This is a genomic window from Nitrosomonas sp. Nm132 (assembly GCF_900100485.1).
Lineage (GTDB): Bacteria > Pseudomonadota > Gammaproteobacteria > Burkholderiales > Nitrosomonadaceae > Nitrosomonas.
The window spans coordinates 121,319-139,576 of the sequence record NZ_FNDH01000005.1; the positions used below are offsets into that span (position 1 = coordinate 121,319).

General features: G+C 49.6%; 13 protein-coding genes. 7 read left to right on the forward strand and 6 right to left on the reverse strand.

Annotation, left to right across the window (positions count from 1 at the left end; genetic code table 11):
* Positions 1-98 precede the first annotated feature (98 nt).
* Both BLP80_RS03690 and scpB read left to right on the forward strand, forming a co-directional pair.
* Positions 99-908 (forward strand): segregation and condensation protein A, encoded by an 810-nt coding sequence (locus tag BLP80_RS03690; protein WP_090540250.1) that lies wholly within the window; start codon positions 99-101, stop codon positions 906-908.
* Entirely contained in the window at positions 874-1,533 is a 660-nt protein-coding gene (gene scpB / locus BLP80_RS03695; protein WP_090540252.1) for an SMC-Scp complex subunit ScpB, read from the forward strand. Before BLP80_RS03690 ends, scpB begins: the two co-directional genes overlap by 35 nt.
* Before the next feature lie 452 nt (positions 1,534-1,985).
* Here scpB and BLP80_RS03700 read toward each other — a convergent pair whose 3' ends face one another.
* The 3 genes from BLP80_RS03700 to BLP80_RS03710 all read right to left on the reverse strand — a co-directional run bounded on the left by BLP80_RS03700 (position 1,986) and on the right by BLP80_RS03710 (position 5,855).
* Positions 1,986-2,357 carry a glycine zipper domain-containing protein gene (locus tag BLP80_RS03700; protein WP_090540254.1) on the reverse strand — a complete coding sequence of 124 codons (372 nt, stop codon included), beginning with the start codon at positions 2,355-2,357 and terminating at the stop codon, positions 1,986-1,988.
* Positions 2,358-2,806: 449 nt separating this feature from the next.
* Positions 2,807-5,485, reverse strand: coding sequence for a bifunctional acetate--CoA ligase family protein/GNAT family N-acetyltransferase (locus BLP80_RS03705; protein WP_090540256.1), 2,679 nt, complete (start codon positions 5,483-5,485; stop codon positions 2,807-2,809).
* Between the two features lie 61 nt (positions 5,486-5,546).
* Positions 5,547-5,855 carry a hypothetical protein gene (locus BLP80_RS03710; RefSeq protein ID WP_143002221.1) on the reverse strand — a complete coding sequence of 103 codons (309 nt, stop codon included), beginning with the start codon at positions 5,853-5,855 and terminating at the stop codon, positions 5,547-5,549.
* Between the two features lie 459 nt (positions 5,856-6,314).
* On the opposite strand from BLP80_RS03710, the gene BLP80_RS03715 reads away from it, so the two are divergent.
* The 4 genes from BLP80_RS03715 to BLP80_RS03730 all read left to right on the forward strand — a co-directional run bounded on the left by BLP80_RS03715 (position 6,315) and on the right by BLP80_RS03730 (position 10,840).
* Positions 6,315-7,865, forward strand: a complete 1,551-nt coding sequence (locus BLP80_RS03715) for an amino acid permease (RefSeq protein ID WP_256324937.1) — start codon at positions 6,315-6,317, stop codon at positions 7,863-7,865.
* A 26-nt stretch (positions 7,866-7,891) separates the two neighbouring features.
* A complete protein-coding gene (locus tag BLP80_RS03720; RefSeq protein ID WP_090540262.1) occupies positions 7,892-8,815 on the forward strand; it encodes a histone deacetylase family protein in 924 nt (307 codons plus the stop codon).
* A gap of 575 nt (positions 8,816-9,390) precedes the next feature.
* A complete protein-coding gene (locus tag BLP80_RS03725; RefSeq protein WP_090540264.1) occupies positions 9,391-10,485 on the forward strand; it encodes a sigma-54 dependent transcriptional regulator in 1,095 nt (364 codons plus the stop codon).
* A gap of 52 nt (positions 10,486-10,537) precedes the next feature.
* The gene (locus tag BLP80_RS03730; RefSeq protein ID WP_090540266.1) at positions 10,538-10,840 is read left to right on the forward strand and encodes a helix-turn-helix domain-containing protein; all 303 of its coding nucleotides are present in this window, start codon (positions 10,538-10,540) and stop codon (positions 10,838-10,840) included.
* A 240-nt stretch (positions 10,841-11,080) separates the two neighbouring features.
* On the opposite strand, the gene BLP80_RS03735 is transcribed toward BLP80_RS03730, so the two are convergent.
* The gene (locus BLP80_RS03735) at positions 11,081-14,716 is read right to left on the reverse strand and encodes a DUF5801 repeats-in-toxin domain-containing protein (RefSeq protein ID WP_090540268.1); all 3,636 of its coding nucleotides are present in this window, start codon (positions 14,714-14,716) and stop codon (positions 11,081-11,083) included.
* A 989-nt stretch (positions 14,717-15,705) separates the two neighbouring features.
* Between BLP80_RS03735 and BLP80_RS03740 the strand changes: the two genes are divergently transcribed.
* A complete protein-coding gene (locus BLP80_RS03740; RefSeq protein ID WP_176754253.1) occupies positions 15,706-16,272 on the forward strand; it encodes a hypothetical protein in 567 nt (188 codons plus the stop codon).
* Positions 16,273-16,528: 256 nt separating this feature from the next.
* On the opposite strand, the gene BLP80_RS03745 is transcribed toward BLP80_RS03740, so the two are convergent.
* Positions 16,529-17,773 carry an AI-2E family transporter gene (locus BLP80_RS03745; RefSeq protein WP_090540270.1) on the reverse strand — a complete coding sequence of 415 codons (1,245 nt, stop codon included), beginning with the start codon at positions 17,771-17,773 and terminating at the stop codon, positions 16,529-16,531.
* 271 nt (positions 17,774-18,044) lie between these two features.
* Positions 18,045-18,258, reverse strand: a 214-nt coding sequence (locus BLP80_RS15565) for a hypothetical protein (protein ID WP_218120364.1), incomplete at its 5' end; no start/stop codon positions are given.

An 18,258-nucleotide genomic window follows, 5' to 3' on the forward strand; every position in this document is an offset into this window, starting at 1 on the left:
TGCCCTGCACTATATCCATCTCGCTCACTTATTCAGAGCTGCCTTGATATCTTGTCTTTCACTGACTTCAAAATTAAGAAAGTAACTTATCGCTGCTCATGAGCATGTTAGACAGCACGATCAATACTCAGCCCATTGCCAAGATTTGTGGTCAACCGCTATTAGAGATACCACGCGACCTCTATATCCCGCCAGAGGCTCTAGAAGTATTTCTCGAGACCTTTGAAGGCCCGCTCGATTTATTACTGTATCTCATACGCAAGCATAATCTTGATATCCTGGATATCCCGATGGCGGAGCTCACCCAGCAATACATGGCTTATGTGGAAATGATGCGTGCCGATCAATTCGAACTGGCGGCGGAATACCTGCTCATAACCGCGCTGCTGATCGAAATCAAGTCGCGCATGCTGCTACCCCACCCTGTTACCGCTGTGGAAGAGGAAACTGATCCGCGGGCAGAGCTGGTACGCCGCCTGCTGGAATACGAACAAATGAAAAAGGCGTCGATGCGCCTCAACGAATTACCTCAAGCCAATCGGGATTTTGTCCCGGTACAGGTATGGATTGATCACGTCGCAACCAAGCAACTCGCCCATGTAAATGTAGATGATTTACGACACGCCTGGATTGCGCTGATCGAACGTGCCAAGGTAAACCGCCATCACCATATCGGCCATGAAGAAATTTCAGTCCGGGCCTGCATGAGTCAAATCCTGCGCAGTCTGCAAGGCCATGATGCAGTGCGCTTTGATGAACTATTCAGTAAAACTGCCGGTGTCGCGGAAATCGTTGCCAATTTTCTCGCCTTGCTGGAGCTTGCCAAGGAAACACTCGTCGATATCGCTCAATCCGAAAACTTTGGAACGATTTATGTCAAATCAACCCAACCTGCCCCTTCCCTCTGAAACGCCTACTTCCTTTAATCAGCACGAAATCATCAAAATCCTGGAAACAGCACTGCTGACTGCGCAGGAACCTCTCGCTATTTCAGAAGTAAAAAAATTATTTGAAGGAGAGGTCAGCAGCAAAACACTCCATGCGTTACTCGAGGAATTACGTGAGAAATGGCGTGATAGTGGCATTGAACTGGTCAATGTCGCTGGCGGCTGGCGCTTCCGCAGCAAGCCGGAAATGCAGGTATTTCTCGATCGACTCAACCCACAGAAACCGCCCCGCTACTCGCGGGCAATACTGGAAACACTGGCGATTATCGCCTACCGGCAACCCGTGACACGCGGCGATATCGAAGAAATCCGCGGAGTAGCCGTCTCCAGTACGATCCTGAAAACTCTGGAAATACGTGGATGGATCGAAGCAGTCGGACAACGTAATGTGCCCGGCAGGCCTATTCTTTACGCTACTACAGAAACCTTTCTCAATGACCTCGACCTTCGATCGCTCGAACAGCTCCCCCCATTGGATGAACTGGCAACACTGACTGATCCGGAAAATCAAGAGATCATATTCGCTCCAGAAACGATTAATGCGCAACAAAGTGAGGGAATTTCTTCATTAAATTCTGAGGAATAGCACCAAAACATTTATTGGATTTAGCGACAACTCGCTTATCCTTATCGATGGGCTGAAATATTCCAGGATTGATTGTTAGCCCAGATGGGCTATTGGTCACCAGCATATTCTCATCAATCAGAAAATCCAGCGTAGTAGAGCAAATGAGCGAGGCGACATCCGCGCTCTACGATGTTCAGCGTGTTACACATACAATGTAAATCTAATAGAAAGTATTACTCAGGAAGGTTGCTCTGACAATTATCTGGCGTCAGGACCAGCATCCAGGTAATTGTGATCAAGGTCTAATGTTTAGTTTCCCTACTATTCCTTTTACTCTTATTTCTGGAAATATAAATAAAGGAACACCGATCAATACACGAGCCACCTACCTCTATTAACTCATGTATCAATCAGTATTTCTTGGTATTACCCAAGAATAGCAAATGCCGCATGGCAGATTCTTCTGTGAATCAGCAACGACCCTTTTTGGCTTGACCGGGAGGACAGTGATAACCTGGGTTTCCTCCGCTGGGATATCCATAGCGTGGATCTCTAGGTGGCGCACCATAATATTGACCTCCAGGGGGGGCAGCATAATAGTGATCTCGACGTGGCGCAACATAATGTGGCCGCGGATCATGATCTGTGGTAACCGCCGTTCCTGCCGCTGCCCCCAGTGCTCCACCGACAATCGCACCTTGGCGACCTCCCATTTCATTGCCAATAGCTGCTCCTGCAGCTCCGCCAAGCGCCCCGCCAATGGCTGCGTCAAGTGTAGAGTTGTCTGCGCTTGCTTCCACAGTAGCCAGTGCAAGCGCTAATAGTAAGTATTTCAAATTCATGGCGTAATTGTCCCGTTAAGAATAGATTAATGAGTATATTTATTATCGTTACTTGTCATTAGAACTTTAGAGAATATAACCACATGACCCATTACAGCAAACTTGAATTCATACAGTCATTTATTGCCATCTGAAAACTTTCGATGAACGAAATGACTGTTGCCCCGACCTGACCCTGTTTTACTGACGTTTGAATGACAAGGATACCTTACCTTAGCTGAACTGATAATGAATAGCTGGTACGAGCTAAATCTGATCATATGGTAGATAACGCAAGCGTATTCACTCTCCAGCGCTAATATCCTATGCCCCCATATTGTCGATGATTTCTACAACGCACCTTATTTTACAAGACCGTTATTGACAATAGTTATCTTAAAAATCAATTAATTAAGACAAGCTTCACAAGAATTGCCTTATATTAAATGCTGCAAATTAATTTTGCATAACTAAAGCTGCTTCACAACATACTGAATAGCCGCATCTTCTTCGCTGATACTGACGTCAAACCCCAGTCTGCGCACCAGTTCCAGCATGGATCGATTGGTTGCCAGCACTTCGCCTTCCATGATCTTGATTCCCTTGGCGCGAGCGGCATCGAACAGGCAATTCATAAGCTTGTGGCCAATCCCCTTTCTCTGCCACTCGTCTGCCACGACCAGGGCAAATTCGCACGACTGGCCATCAGCACTGGTTACATAGCGGCAAGCACCTAATTCCTTTTCCTGATTATCTTGCTCCAGCACAGCAATCAGTGCCATTTCACGGTCATAGTCGATTTGCGTGAAGCGCACCAGCATGGGCTGCGAAAGCTCCTGCAGTGTATCCATGAAACGAAAATATTTGGATTCAGCCGATAAACCCCGTACGAATTCCTGCTCGATCTCGGCATCCTCCGGACGTATCGGGCGGATCGTGAGATCGGTGCCATCGGGCAACTGCCAGCGCGTGATCAAGCGGACAGGATAAGGGTGGATCGCCATGTGCGCATAGCGATCAGCAGAGGGTAGCAGATAATCCACCACCATCCGCGCATCGACTGCACACGCACCATTCTCATCAACGATCAGAGGATTAATATCCATTTCTTTGATCCAAGGGAGTTCGCACACCATTTCTGACACACGCAAAAGGACGCTTTCCAACGCAGCCATATCGATGGGTGGCAGATTACGAAAAGCCATCAGAAGTTTAGCGATACGCGTTCTCTGGATCATGTCTTTCACAAGAAAACGGTTGAGTGGCGGAAGCGTAACCGCACGATCGCCCAGCACTTCGACCAGCACACCGCCTGTTCCAAACGTAATGACAGGGCCAAATACCGGATCGGTGGTTACACCGACCATCAATTCCCGGCCATTGGGTTTGATGATCATTGGCTCAACGACCACACCATCTATCCGCGCGCTGGGATTATTTTTTTGCACTGACTGGATGATCTCGTGATAAGCCGTTCGAACGGCCTGCGCATTCCCGAGATTCAGACGAATCCCGCCTACATCCGACTTATGCGTAATATCCGGAGAATTGATTTTCATGGCAACTGGCAAACCCAGCTGCTCTGCGATCAATAACGCTTCGCCAGGAGAACGCGCCATCATGGCTTTGGCAATCGGGATATGAAATGCCGCCAGAATCGCTTTGGATTCCATTTCACTCAGGACTTTGCGATGCTCCGCCAATGCACCTTCGATCAGCAAGCGTGCACCTTCCACATCGGGTGAGCTGTAACGAGAAATCGGACCGGGTGTCTGCATCAGCAGCTTTTGATTCTGATAATAGGCAGAAATGAACGAGAACACTTCAACTGCGGGTTCCGGTGTGCGGAAATTGGGTATTTTCGCTTGATTAAACGCCTGCCTGCTTTCAGCCACCTGCGCTTCCCCCATCCAGCAGGCGATAAGCGGTTTATCAAATTTTGCAGCAATCTCGATGATCGCCTGCGCAACTTCCAGCGGTTGGGTCATCGCCTGGGGCGTCAGGATGACCAGCACACCATCCACGCCATCATCCTGCATGCAATGCGTGACGGCGTGGCGATAACGCTCTGCAGTTGCATCACCGATGATATCCAGCGGATTACCATGCGACCAGGTATCCGGCAAACCGGTATTCAATTGAGATAGCGTATTCTCGGATAGCGTGGCGATTATGACGCCCAGATCCGCAGCCCGGTCTGTCGCCATCACACCCGGCCCGCCGCCATTGGTCACAATCGCCAGCCGGTTGCCACTTGGGTGAAAATGAGTCGAAAGCGCCTGTGCAGCCGAAAATAACTGCACGATCGTATTCACCCGCACGACACCGGCACGCTGCAATGCCGCATCGAATACGTCATCCGCACCGACCAGGGCGCCGGTATGAGAAAACACCGCTTTGGAGCCCGCCTCATGACGACCCGCCTTGACAACAAAGATAGGTTTGATCCTTGTCACGGCACGCAACGCACTCATAAAGCTGCGCGCATGCTGAATACCCTCGATATAGAGCAGAATACTTTCGGTATGGGGATCAGAAGCAAGGTAATCGAGTATCTCCCCAAAATCCATTCCTGCTGCAGCACCCATTGAGATAATGCTGGAAAAACCGACATCATTAGGTCGTGCCCAGTCCATAATCGCCGTGCAGAATGCACCCGACTGAGAGATCAGCGCAAGCCCTCCCGCTTTGGCACTATCCTTGCTGAAGGTGGCATTCAGCCCCACCCGCGGACAGAGAATGCCCAGGCAATTCGGGCCGATCAGCCGCATGCCATATCGCCGTGCGTTTTCAACCACAGCACGTTCAAGCACCGCTCCTTGTGGTCCGGTTTCTCTAAAACCTGCCGACAGCACCAAAGCAAAACGCACGCCATGCTTGCCACACGACTCGATGATATCCGGCACGGTTACCGCTCGAGTGATGATAACAGCCAGATCGACTGCTTCCTCAATCTGTTCGATACTGGCATAGGCGTGCTGGCCTTGTATTTCAGCATGATTCGGGTTTACTGCATAAAGCTTGCCCTGATAGCCGCTTTGCAGCATATTTTTGAATACGACCCCTCCGACTGAATTCACTCGATTGCTCGCGCCAATCACTGCTACGGAACGAGGAGAAAAAAGCGGACTGAGGTAATGTTTGTTCATCGATTCATCTCACTATCTTCGCTATACTCATCGCACTTCAAAATTCGGTTTTCATAATCCCTCATCCAGCCTTCTCCCGCTGGGAGAAGGTATTGATACCTAATTTTGAAGTACGATGAGTATAACTACCGAAAAAAATCATAACAGCGGCCTGGTTAGGCTCGAGTGTAAATAAGCCTTTCCAGCAGAACAGCGTCCCTGCCAGCAACAACGCTCCAACGATTAGCTTAGCAGGACCGCCCGGCATAGCCACAAGAAAGAGTGCAAACAGAAGTAACAACAACAATATCGCCAGCATCACCCATCCGTTGACGCCTGAAATAATCCGTTCGTCAGTACCAATCGCATTACTGCCTGATTTATGGTTCAAGATCATTCTCCTTTTGAGTGTCGGGTTGAGGTCAATAGGTCATTGTGGAAATTCTTGGATGTGCGCTGCCGGGTCAAATCTGAGCCAGCGTAGTGGTTATATCCGATAAAGCCTCATTGGCGGAGAGCCCTCTCTATAAGTACCCATGCCCAAACCATTCCGAAAAAATGTACTGATAAATCAATAAACTGTCAAACCTGATAAGTGATCCCAAAAAAGCTTTTCTGATTCAGGTTAGAAAAATCTAATGATTCGATCACGCTCTTTATCCAGTCTTTTAGCAGCTATTTCATCCTTATGGTAGGGCTATTTCTTGTACACTATCCCCCCGCTGACCTTCTAGCCCGAATATTTCATAAATTGGCAAGTGAGGGCACGTGCCAATTTATGAAATATTCGGGCTAGGTCATTGGGAATAGATGCTTTAACCAAAAGGGGGAACTCATGATCTTCTGGCGCGTGAAATCACTAGACGCCATTCTGGCCACAGCCGAAAAGAAAAGTCTTCATCGCTCTTTGGGCATATGGCAACTGACGCTGCTGGGCGTGGGCGCCATCATCGGAACCGGCATTTTTGTGTTAACCGCTGAAGCCGCACAGAAGGCCGGGCCCGGCATGATGATTGCCTTCATTATTGCTGGCTTTGTGTGCGCCGTAGCGGCGCTTTGCTATTCCGAGCTTTCTTCGATGGTGCCCGTATCCGGCTCAGCTTATACCTACTCCTACGCAGTACTGGGTGAATTCGTGGCATGGATGGTAGGCTGGGCATTGATCCTTGAATATTCCGTGGCTGCCAGTGCAGTTGCTGTAGGCTGGTCTGGCTACTTCGTTGGATTGCTAAACAATTCTCTCGGCATCGAAATTCCCTTCGCTTTGGCGAATGGCCCCTTTGCCGGCGGCATGATCAATTTGCCTGCGGTGATTATCTGTATGCTGGTCGTTGGTCTATTGGTTATTGGCACGCGGGAAAGCGCTGCATTCAATGCCGTGCTCGTGGCCGTCAAAATCGCTGCCTTGATCGCCTTCATTGTATTGGCGCTGCCTGTCGTTGACATGGAAAATTTCCAGCCGTTCTTACCTCTGGGCACCTCCGGAGTAGTCGCGGCAGCCGCTTCCATTTTTTTCGCTTATGTTGGCTTTGACGCAGTATCAACTGCCGCAGAAGAAACCAAAAATCCGCAGCGCAACATTCCCTTGGCACTCATCGGCTCACTGGCAATCTGCACGCTCTTCTATCTTCTCGTCTCAGCCGGCGTGATCGGCGCAATCGGCGCACAGCCTTTGATGGATGCAGCCGGTCAAGGTCTCATGCCTGGCTCGATAGCCATGGCCGAGCAATGCCAGTCGCTTGCCGCGATCGGGCAGCAACCGATTGTGTGTTCGCGGGAAGCGCTAGCGCATGTGCTGCGCGAAATTGGCTGGGGAAAAATTGGCAATCTGCTTGGTCTGGCTGCTTTTCTGGCATTGCCCTCGGTGATCCTGATGATGCTGTTTGGCCAGACACGCATCTTTTTCGTCATGTCCCGTGACGGCCTGCTGCCAGAAGTATTGAGCCGCATCCATTCACGATTTAAAACACCGCATATCGTTACCATGGTTACCGGTGTCGGCGTGACCTTTGCTGCCGCCTTCCTGCCAGTTGGAAAACTGGCGGATATCTCCAACTCCGGCACATTGTTCGCCTTTATGGTGGTCGCATTCACCGTGATGATTTTGCGCATCAAGGATAGAAGCCGCGCAAGACCTTTCAGAACACCCGCCATCTGGCTGCTGGGACCGCTTGCCGCAGCCGGCTGCATCATACTCTTTCTGTTCCTGCCAACGGATGCCAAGCTGGTATTTCCCATCTGGTCAGGAATCGGCTTCATTGTCTATTTCCTGTACGGCTACCGGAAAAGCCATGTCGCGCTGGGCATCGAAACAGCCTCTGGCGGTGAAAACATCATTGAACCGATTCGCCCGCTTGCGGATTGCGATGATGGGATTGCGCCAGGAAAGCAAAAAGATTAAGCGCTTACGAGCATAGGAAGAAATTGATGCAGACCGCCTATATCACCCATCCCACCTGCCTCAAACACAACATGGGATATGATCACCCGGAATCACCGGAGCGACTGCGAGCGATTGAAAATCAATTGATTGCTTCAGGTATTTTTCCACTGCTGCAACAACACGAAGCACCCCGCGTGACCCATGAACAACTCGTGCGCGTTCATTCAGAAAGCTATCTCCATGCCATTGAAGCGGTTGCGCCACAGCATGGAATGATCAGCCTCGATGCCGATACTTTGATGAATCCCTTTACGCTGGAAGCGGCCTACCGCGCGGCCGGCGCACTCGTGCTGGCTACTGACTTGGTGATGACTGAGAAAGTGGAAAATGCGTTTTGTAATATCCGCCCACCCGGTCATCATGCCACCCATAGCCAGGCAATGGGTTTCTGCTTTTTCAATAATGTCGCCGTCGGCGCCGCCCATGCCATGACGCAGTATGCGTTAAAGCGGGTCGCGATTGCGGATTTTGATGTTCATCATGGCAATGGCACCGAAGATATCTTCAAGCATGACCCCCGCGTCATGCTTTGCTCCACTTTTCAACACCCCTTTTATCCGTATTGTGGTGCAGATAGCAGCAGCAATCACATCATCAATGTACCGCTGACTGCACATACCGACGGTCGGGAATTCCGCTCCGCCATCAGCCAGCACTGGCTGCCTGCACTGGAAAGCTTCCAGCCGGAAATGATCTTTATTTCCGCCGGATTTGATGCGCATCGCGAAGATGATATGGCCCGTCTGAATCTGACCGAATCGGATTACACTTGGGTAACCGGGCAGATAAAAGCAATCGCCGGGAAATACGCTCAAAAACGTATCGTCTCTGCGCTGGAAGGCGGATACGCGCTGCACGCGCTCGGTAGAAGCGCCACCGCTCATATCAAGGTATTGGGTGGGTTGTAGCAAAAACCGGAAAATACCAGGAAACTACGATCCACAGCGCTACCGCTGTATTACATTGCAGAGAATGAAACATTTTTGCATCGCCAACGATAGCGCGGCATAGCCATGCGCTATGTCAAAGCTTCAGCATCCTTCCTGGCAGCCATTCAAATCTGCGGCACCGCTCTCTGGATTAATATCTTGTGACGATATGATCTAAATTATTTAGTCCTACGTGTTTACACGTATTTAATTATTTTCTTATTTAGAATTAAATAGAGTCATAGACATCGCTTTTATTCACAATAAATTCAGCCATGCGTACGCAGATTCCAGCATAAATCTAAAAAATATGAATGAATTCATGAGCTTGGTTATTCCAATTTGCAATCAACTATGCCTATAAGGAGATCCATCATGCAACAATCAGCCCACACTCTTTTTTATAGCTGCGCTTGTACTGATCGGTTACCCCGAACCGGCGCTGGGTGGCGAGCCTCCAACGGCCACAATCAATCTATTGGTGACCTAGAATTGGGGGGGGGGGGGCTGAAATTAAAAACAATTTCTAATCCAGGCAGTGCACTGTTAATATCATGGCCAGCACGAAACGCAATCTTCTCATTCTCCAGGATCAGCAATCAGAAGCTGACTTCTACAAGACGCTTACAGCCAATAACTGGAAAATTCACCTCACCCGCAATATTGATGAAGCGCTTGATCTCATGATCAGAAATAAATTTCTGGTGGGATTTTGCCTGATTGAAGATCAACACGACGACAAATTCTGGCAGAAATTAAGAAAACTCTGCGACAGATCACCGAAGATCAACTGGGTCATGGGCCTGTCCAAAGCAAGCCTGAGTGACATATCGACTCATTCAAGCGATAACCGTTTCTTCGCTGACTATTGCATCGCTGACTATTGTTTTGACTACGTTCTGCTGCCTATCGATATCGAACATCTGAGTTTTTTGCTCAACCATGCTTACGGCATGGCAGAGCTTGCCTATGGCTGTTGCCGAAAATTTACCGACTTCCCTAGTTTCGAGGGCATTATCGGCGCGAGCCCGGTCATGCGCAAACTCTACAAACAAATAGAAAAAGCCAGCAAAGAAGATCTGTCGGTGCTGATCGAAGGTGAAACCGGCACCGGCAAGGAACTGATCGCCAATGCTATTCATAAGCACTCTCGCCGGCATGCCAAACCCCTTGCCGCCATCAATTGCGGCGCCTTTCCGCCCGAATTGATACAAGGCGAGTTATTCGGCTGGGAAAAAGGCGCATTCACCGGCGCGCACAATCGCCGAATCGGCCGCATTGAAGCGGCTCAAGGCGGCGTCTTGTTTATCGATGAAGTTGGCGACTTGCCATTGTCGCAACAAGCCAATCTGCTACGGTTTCTTGAAGAAAGATCGATCGAGCGCCTTGGCGGCACCGAAAAAATTCCGATAGATGTGCGGATCATTTCCGCCACCCATGTCAATCTGTTTCAGGCCGTACACGCTGGAAAGTTCCGCGAAGATCTGTATTACCGCTTAAAAGTATTGCATCTCGAAACCCCGTCGTTACGCGCAAGAGGCGCCGACATCGAACTTCTGGCCTGGTTTTTTTGTGGAATTTTCCAAAAGCATCCCCCGCAAACCGAAAGGCTTCAATACCGAAGCGCTTTGTTTATTACAAAAACATGACTGGCCCGGCAATATCCGCGAATTGCAAAATTGCATACGCAATGCCGTCATCATGTCGGAAAACCACCTGTTGACGCCAGCTGATCTGGGTTTAGATAAGAGGCATAAGGAGCGCACGATAAAAACCCTCGAAGAAGCCCGCGCCGAAGCCGATCGTGAAGCCATCATGAACAGTATTCAAAGCGCCCACTACAACATGAGCCGCGCTGCTGAAATACTGGGTATCTCGCGAGTCAGTCTTTATCGACTGATTGAAAAATACGGGATCAATATATCTAATCCTCTGCGCGAACCCTCGATGCCGCCTTTGGTAGACAATAACGGCGTGCCGCACGCTCGAATCGTTCTCACTTAGCCCCTTGCCGGTTTCGTAGTGATTAATTGGTCGCTAATAACGCCCTACCCTACTGAACACTCTATTTTTGATCAAAGGCTTTGAGCAACAGGCTATCGTCTGAAAGTTTCCTTCCAAATTACACTCTCCCTGCCAGCTAGGTTGGCGGGAGAGTGTTTTTTACACAATCTACACCTTATTTTCTTATCCACGCCGAGGACTTGAGGCGCCCCGGCTTACCCGACTGATGCCAAACAGATGCTATGCGATAACAATGTTCGCCGGGACAAGATCCACACCTACCACGGTAATACTCGTCGTTTGCCCTCCAGTCTCGGTTACGGAAATGATGCTGTCAGCCCCGCTATTGTCAATCGAGACAGTAGCACCTAAATCCCCAAGAAGAGCCAATTGGTCATCCGGCGTATCAAAACCCTCGATCTTATAGGAATCTTGAAGAGCAGACAGATCAATATTGAAGCTATCCAGGACACCGGAGGCGCCGGTCAGTGTAAAGTCAAAAGTCCCTTCCAAGTCGTTGGCGAACAGATCAACCGAAAAATCACTGGTTGCACTGTCACCATCGGCATCCGTCAGCGACGCAGCAAAGTCAAGTAAAACGTCGCTGGCAAGATTTTCGGTCGCCTGGATGAACTCGATCACCGGAATCTTGACAACGCCCTTACCCATCGTGAGTTGAACAGAATCAATCAGTTTCGAACCCTGTGTCTCGATGCCGAAAGATACCTGTCCTCCTGCCTCCGCAGTCAAATCGCCACTCAACACTTTTATATTGCCGGAATTGCTGCCATCATCGAAGAAAATTTTGTAGTACAACTCCTCGGTCGCTGGGTCATAACCCCCTACAGAATTGTCGATGAAAACTTTCATGCCGGTTAATAAGGTTTCAGGATTGATGATGAAGCTTTCATCAGCAGCGGTGATCCCCGCCGTAGTATCCCCATCAAGGTTGTTGTTGCCGATTCCTATGCCGGAAGTACTGACATTCATATTTGCGGCACCAAGAAATGCAAAACCTCCCGCCTCAACTTGAGCTTCGGTAAGATCAGGCTCTCCCAATCCAATGGCAGACACGATGTCGCTATCAGAAGTGGTAGCCTGCACACCGAAAAAGACGACTTGTTCGTCAGGGGGAATAGTGAGCGTCCGCACAGGATCCGGGCCGCCCGCATCGAGAGATCCATCCTCGCTGCTGAACGTGACCGTGGAGCCAAATCCCTGTACCAGATCGAATACATAGCGGCCGTCATTCAACGCAGTAAGCGTAAAATCAACCGTCGTATCGGGTGTACTCACAATATTGTCGAAGTCGGCAGTCAACGAGCCTGCAAAGAGGAAATTACCGGAAGCATCGGGAGATCCTGCCAATTCATTGAATGTGAAGCTCGATCCATTGATTGTCGTGCCATTCGGCCTGACCAGCTGGGATTGATTCAAGGAGATGTCAAGGTTACCCGGTTGATCAGCTCCGACAAGCCTGCTCCACTCCCCGTATTGCGGAGCGATGGTGCCAGTGCCTACCAGATTGCCGAAATCCAGCGTCAGGCCGTCATCTTCAAACTTGAAGGCGTCGCCAATGTTGCGCGTCGCCGTGGCGGTGTCGCCATCGCCATCGGTGATGGTCGCAGCCAGCGTCACCAGGTCAGCTGTCAGCAGCGTCGCAGGTGAGGCCGATTCGCTCGGATCGAGCGGATCGTCGTGCACCACCGCGCGGCTCTGGCTGAGCGCGACATTACCGCTCGCGTCTACCGTGATGCGCAGCACTTCAGGGCCCGCCGCGCCCGCCGTGCCGACAATGTCGTTGCCGACTTTGTTCAGCACCACCCCGTCACCCGTGAGCGTATCGGTCAGGCCGCTGACGGCATTCGCCCCGCTGACGCCCAGCGCATAGGTGATCGCATCGGCATCCTGGATGTCGTTGTCGTCGCTGCCCTTGAAGCTGTCCGTGCCAAACGCCGAGGTGAACAGTCCCGCAAAGCTCGTCGGGCCAGCCGTGTCCGGAATCTCGGTGTCGTCGGTGGTCAGCGTCGCCGTGGCCGTGTCGCCATCGCCATCGGTGATGGTCGCGGCCAGCGTCACCAGGTCGGCTGACAGCAGCGCCGCAGGCGAGGTCGATTCGCTCGGGTCGAGCGGATCGTCATGCACCACCGCGCGGCTTTGCGTGAGCATGACGCTGCCGCTCGCGTCTACCGCGATGCGCAGCACTTCAGGGCCTCCCGCGCCTGCCGTGCCGACGATGTCGTTGCCGACTTTGTTCAGCACCACGCCGTCTCCCGTGAGCGTATCGGTCAATCCGCTGACGGCATTCGCTCCGCTCACGCCCAGCGCATAGGTGATCGCATCGGCATCCTGGACATCGTCATCGTCGGCGTCCTTGAAGCCGTCATTGCCAAAGGCCGAGGTGAACAGTCCCGCGAAGCTCACCGGGCCTGCCGTATCCACGATCTCGGTGTCGTCGGTGGTCAGCGTCGGCGTCGGCTCCGTGTTCGCAGCGATCGTCGGGCCGTCATCTTCAAAGCTCACTTTGGAGCCGACTTCGACGGTTGCCGTGGAGACCTGAAGCAGCTGGAATCCACCGATATCGAAATCGGCATGAGTATTACCGCGTGCGTCAAGTGCGGCCCCATTTTCGATAAGCACGCGGTTATGATCGCCAGTTGTGGTATATTCAATGGTGTAACCAGCTTGTACGCCTGAAATGGTCGCGACTCCGGCAGCATTGAAGGCTACCGTCACGCCGTTTGCCGTTCCACCGGTACTGGTATCGATGAGGACGGTTGTACCTTGCAAGACTTTGACGTGTGTAATGGCGATTGTGCTATCGTTCCCGTATCCATCTATGAAATTTACGCCGGATTCAGCCGCAGTGCTGAGGGCGGTGACTTTTACGACGGCACTTTTGCCGCTCTGCAACTGGACAACGTCAAAAGTGGCCGCTCTGGCATTGAACATGCTGGTAAAGTCAATATTGGCTTCGACATCTGCCTCATTTTGATCCAGATTGGGAATGGTCACATCCTCTCGTGCGCCCGTAACGAACGTAAATCGAATGCCTTCCTGTTCGGTTATCATCTGACTGTTGGTACCGAAAGTCGTCGGGCCGCCCGCTTGGCTGGTATTGATTGTGTCGCCAGTAGTTATATTTACCCCGGTAGACTGGTTTGCCGGATCCTTTCCGGTGGCGATGATGGTGGGATCGGTGATCCTGGTAATACCGTTGCCATCAACTTGGGTTGTCGGATTCGCCGTGGTAAACATCAAGAATAAATTCTGACCGGAAGGTGCGCCGGCAAGACTGAATTCCAGATCCTGACTGGCGGCAACAAAGACCTTATCCAGTAGATTGAGCGCATCGTCGTGATTGGCGGGGTCTGTATTCAAGAGGGGCGCATATTGTACAGTCCACATTTTAGCGCCCGTCACCGGCGTTCCGGTTTCTTCCAGATAAAGCGCGAACACGATCGCATTGGTTCCTTCTTCACGACCGAGCACAATATTGTTGTTCGTATCCGTATAGAGCAGGATGTTGGCGCCACTGAGAGTGTCAAGTCCGCTATCCAGGCCATTGAGCGGCGCGCCGCCAGGGCCGACCAGGCCGAGATCGGTAATGGCTCCACCGGGTGCTGGCGTAACGCTGATAATATTGCTGCCCGTATTCCCTGCAACGCCGGTATAGCCGCTTAAAGCGGTGCCAATGGTGGGGGCTCCGAGCCCAAGCGCTGTCAGTCGGGCAGAAAAGACTGTAGGAAGAGCTGTATTAGCGATGTCATTATCATTTGCATCGCCCGCCGGCGCAGGTGTAGCGGTCGCGTTCTGTAATCCGGCCGTTTCGTCAAGCGTGATGGTTTCACCCGTCGTTGCTATATTTAAAGCCATTTCTGCTCTCCTTAATATTTAGGTTCCGTTATTCGTTGCGCTGATATCTGAACTCGCCCATCATTAATAGGTCGGCGCTTCAATAATAATCAAGCAATTTGCGTGCCAAACAACACAAGCAACTGATTATGTTTATTTTTAACAAGAATGGAATCAGAAAATGACTAGAGCGATCGTCGGCCTGTAACTCAAAAATTACAGATCCTCTTGCAGACTGGCTTTATGTTGGACTTTCAGGGATCAAGGATATCGGTCTATATGACTACTGCGCACAAATAAGAATCAATTCAAGCCAGATGATTGACATCAGAATCTTCCCAAATGGCTAATTTAACGTCATCTAATGACGGCTAAACGCAGGTTGCCGCTATACATGCAAAAGAAACCGGTTAAAAAGAAGATTTTTCAATTCAGCAGCGAGCAGCTTTTTATTAAAAATTAAAAACTGTATCTTGATTGTTACAATTTAATCGCCGGATTGTGTTGGCATTACTTCAGGAATTTATTATAGTTATATCTATCAATAGATTATATTCACATATGGGCTATTTCCCAGAACCTGTAATATTTAAGTTACAGTCATAAAACAAACGATCTAGCCTGAAATATTCGGGCTAGAATCGCACTCCAGGGCATAACGAGATGAACACGCTGCAGCATAAAACCGCCAGTAGGCCCGGCTGGCAAGCACCTTAACCCGAATTTATGAAATATTCGGGTTAAGGTGCTTACCATTGATTAAGAGAACGCCGCGTCGCTTTGATCCGATTATGCTTGAAACTGCCGGGATGAGTGCCATCTCGCATGCGGACTCGATCTGATCGAGACTTTGTTCGGAAAAAATGACTCGCGATTAAATGGCTGACTTATTCGCCGAAGCGCTCATTGATTTTATGGCAGAACTTATTCAGGAACTTTTCCTGGTAAGCGTCCTCACATTTTATACCGCTCACAAAACGACCTAATGTGTATTCAAGGAGGAAGAAGCAATGTTAGCAACACTTAATATCAGTGCTTTCAGGCAATTCATGGCGACTGTCTTCTCTGTCATTTTTTTCCTGGTGGCGATTATGCTCACTTTTCTAGCTGGAGAGGCCCTGTTTCAAGGGTTGCGTGGCCAGGCCGGTTTTACAGAAGCCGTGATTAATTCCATCAATATGGCCATTGTGGCATTGGCCATTTTTGAGCTTGGCTTGGTGGTCAACAAGGAATACGCATGCAAAGAAAGCGAGGATCACATCATTATTGTGCTCAGGCGCACTGTACCGCGTTTTGTCAGCATCGTATGTATTGCGCTTGTTCTCGAAGGATTACTGCTAGTCATCAAATACAGTCAGCTTGGGCTTGCAGGCAATCTTAACTATCCGATAGCCATCATTATCAGCACTGCGATATTGCTTGCAGCTTTGGGTGTATTTCTGCGCTTGACCGACAATAACCCCAACAGTCACAACAAGATTTTTCTTAATGAAAATGAAGCGCAAGCTGTCAATGGGTCGATGGAATGTATGGCTGGTTTTCACCAGCCAAAACCATCGAATGGTTCCGCTCATTAAGTACGCCGACACGCACAGAGTTCATGCAATGAGGCTTTTTGCGCAAATAACGGTCAAGACAGGTTATTCGTTTATCCCGAATATTTCATAAATTCGCGTGATGATCACGCAGGATTTTGATTAATAGGGAAGTTTTGAGAAAGAGGGGTGTAGTGACTCATACACCCGACTGAGCAAAATCTTTCTTATTAATCAAAAGGCAAGTGAGGACACGTGCCAATTTATGAAATATTCGGGTTATACCGTTATAGCAAAGTCAGTCTATTGTATTGGGTTCTAGCCGGCGTTCATCCCACAAAGGCACCCCAAATACGTCATGAATGAAGTAATAGGTGACCGGAACACCCAGTATCATTCCCCACAGGCCGAAGCTGTGGTAGGCAATCAGCAGAATAATGAGCACCAACACCGGATTGAGTTTGAAGTGTTTACCGTAGATCAAGGGATTGAGTCCATAGGCTTCGATAATATGGATGATAGTGATCATTACCACTATGGCTATGGCCAGAGTCAACCCGCCGGTATTTAACGCAACCAGCACCATCGGTGTCGTGGAGATGAACACGCCCAGTACCGGAATAAAACTGCACACGAAAACAATCAATGATAACAGTGCGACTGACGGGATACCCAGAATCATCAAACCTATCAGCGTCAAGAAGGTGTTGACACAGGCAATCATTGCCTGCGCCTGGATAGCGCGGCCAACCACATAGGCGAAGCGAACTACCGGTTGTGCGGTTTCCTGATAAAAATCCCGCAACCGTGAATCATGCAGGCTCTTCATCAAATCACCCAAGCGGACGCTGTCAAACAGAATGAGGAAACTGAATAATAGCGCAAGCAGCATGGTACCCGTAGCTTGATAGAGATGATTGATAAGCCGGGGCAGTTCCTCACGGACTTTATTCATCTGTTTTGTCATGAGGGATTCCACCAGTAACTCTGCTTCCTTATCGTAATATTTTTTCAGTTTCTCCTGCATAGCCTCCGTAATGCTGCTGTCGTTATCAAGCTCCGGATTCTCGGCATTGGAAATGGAAATGGAAAGGTTGATTTTTTCTTGGAACAGATTAAGTTCCTTGTCAATAGCCTTCTGGGTATCTTCGTCGAGTATGCTACGCATATAGCCGTGCAAGGAACGCTCCGCACCAGGATATTTACTATCAACGTCTCGTTTCAGTTCTATCAGTTTCGATTGTACCTCACTGAAATTGTTCATAAAACGGCTGGCTTCACCGATCACACTGGGCGTAACATAGTGAAAGAAGCTTCCCAGTACGACTAAAAAAAAGACATATACCAGCGTCAGAGACAAGCGGTAAGGCAGTTTCAATTTATTCCGACCAAGCCGGACCAGAGGCATGGCAATAAAAGCAAGGACGAATGTGATAAAGATCAGTCCGAAGAAATCACGCAATAACCATAACAGACCGATCAGGATTAACCAGATCAGAATGCGGCGGTTGGCTTCATAAAAATTATCCAGGTTGAATGGCATTATTAAAATTCTTTGAGCGGTTAATATTCGAGACAAATTTGATCAAAAATTCTTTAATCAAATTGTTATTTCCAGCATAAATGATAAATAAATCTGTGTGCGGAAGTATAAAGTATAACCATGCTGCAAGATACCTCTCGGTAACCGCCTGATGCTGTGTTTCAGGGGTAATTTACTGCTTTTTCGGATGGGATGATTCTCGAGGATAGGGGTATGTCGAAGGCTCAGGTCTGCCCATAGCAACTGGCTACTGCCGACGGGCCGCTTGCTTTCATGGCTCTTTCATGGCCTGGTGCTTTTGCCAGAAAGCGGTAGCAACCTGATGAACAGCCTTTGCCCCAGGTCTTTTTCGATATCGCTCGAAATAACCTGGGCCACCGTTATAGGCCATACATGGACGCCCACTTTTTGCCAAGCTTTCAGTTAATGATTTTGAGAAAGTAAAGATTGCTGCCATACATCCGGACTTTTTATAAAGGCATATT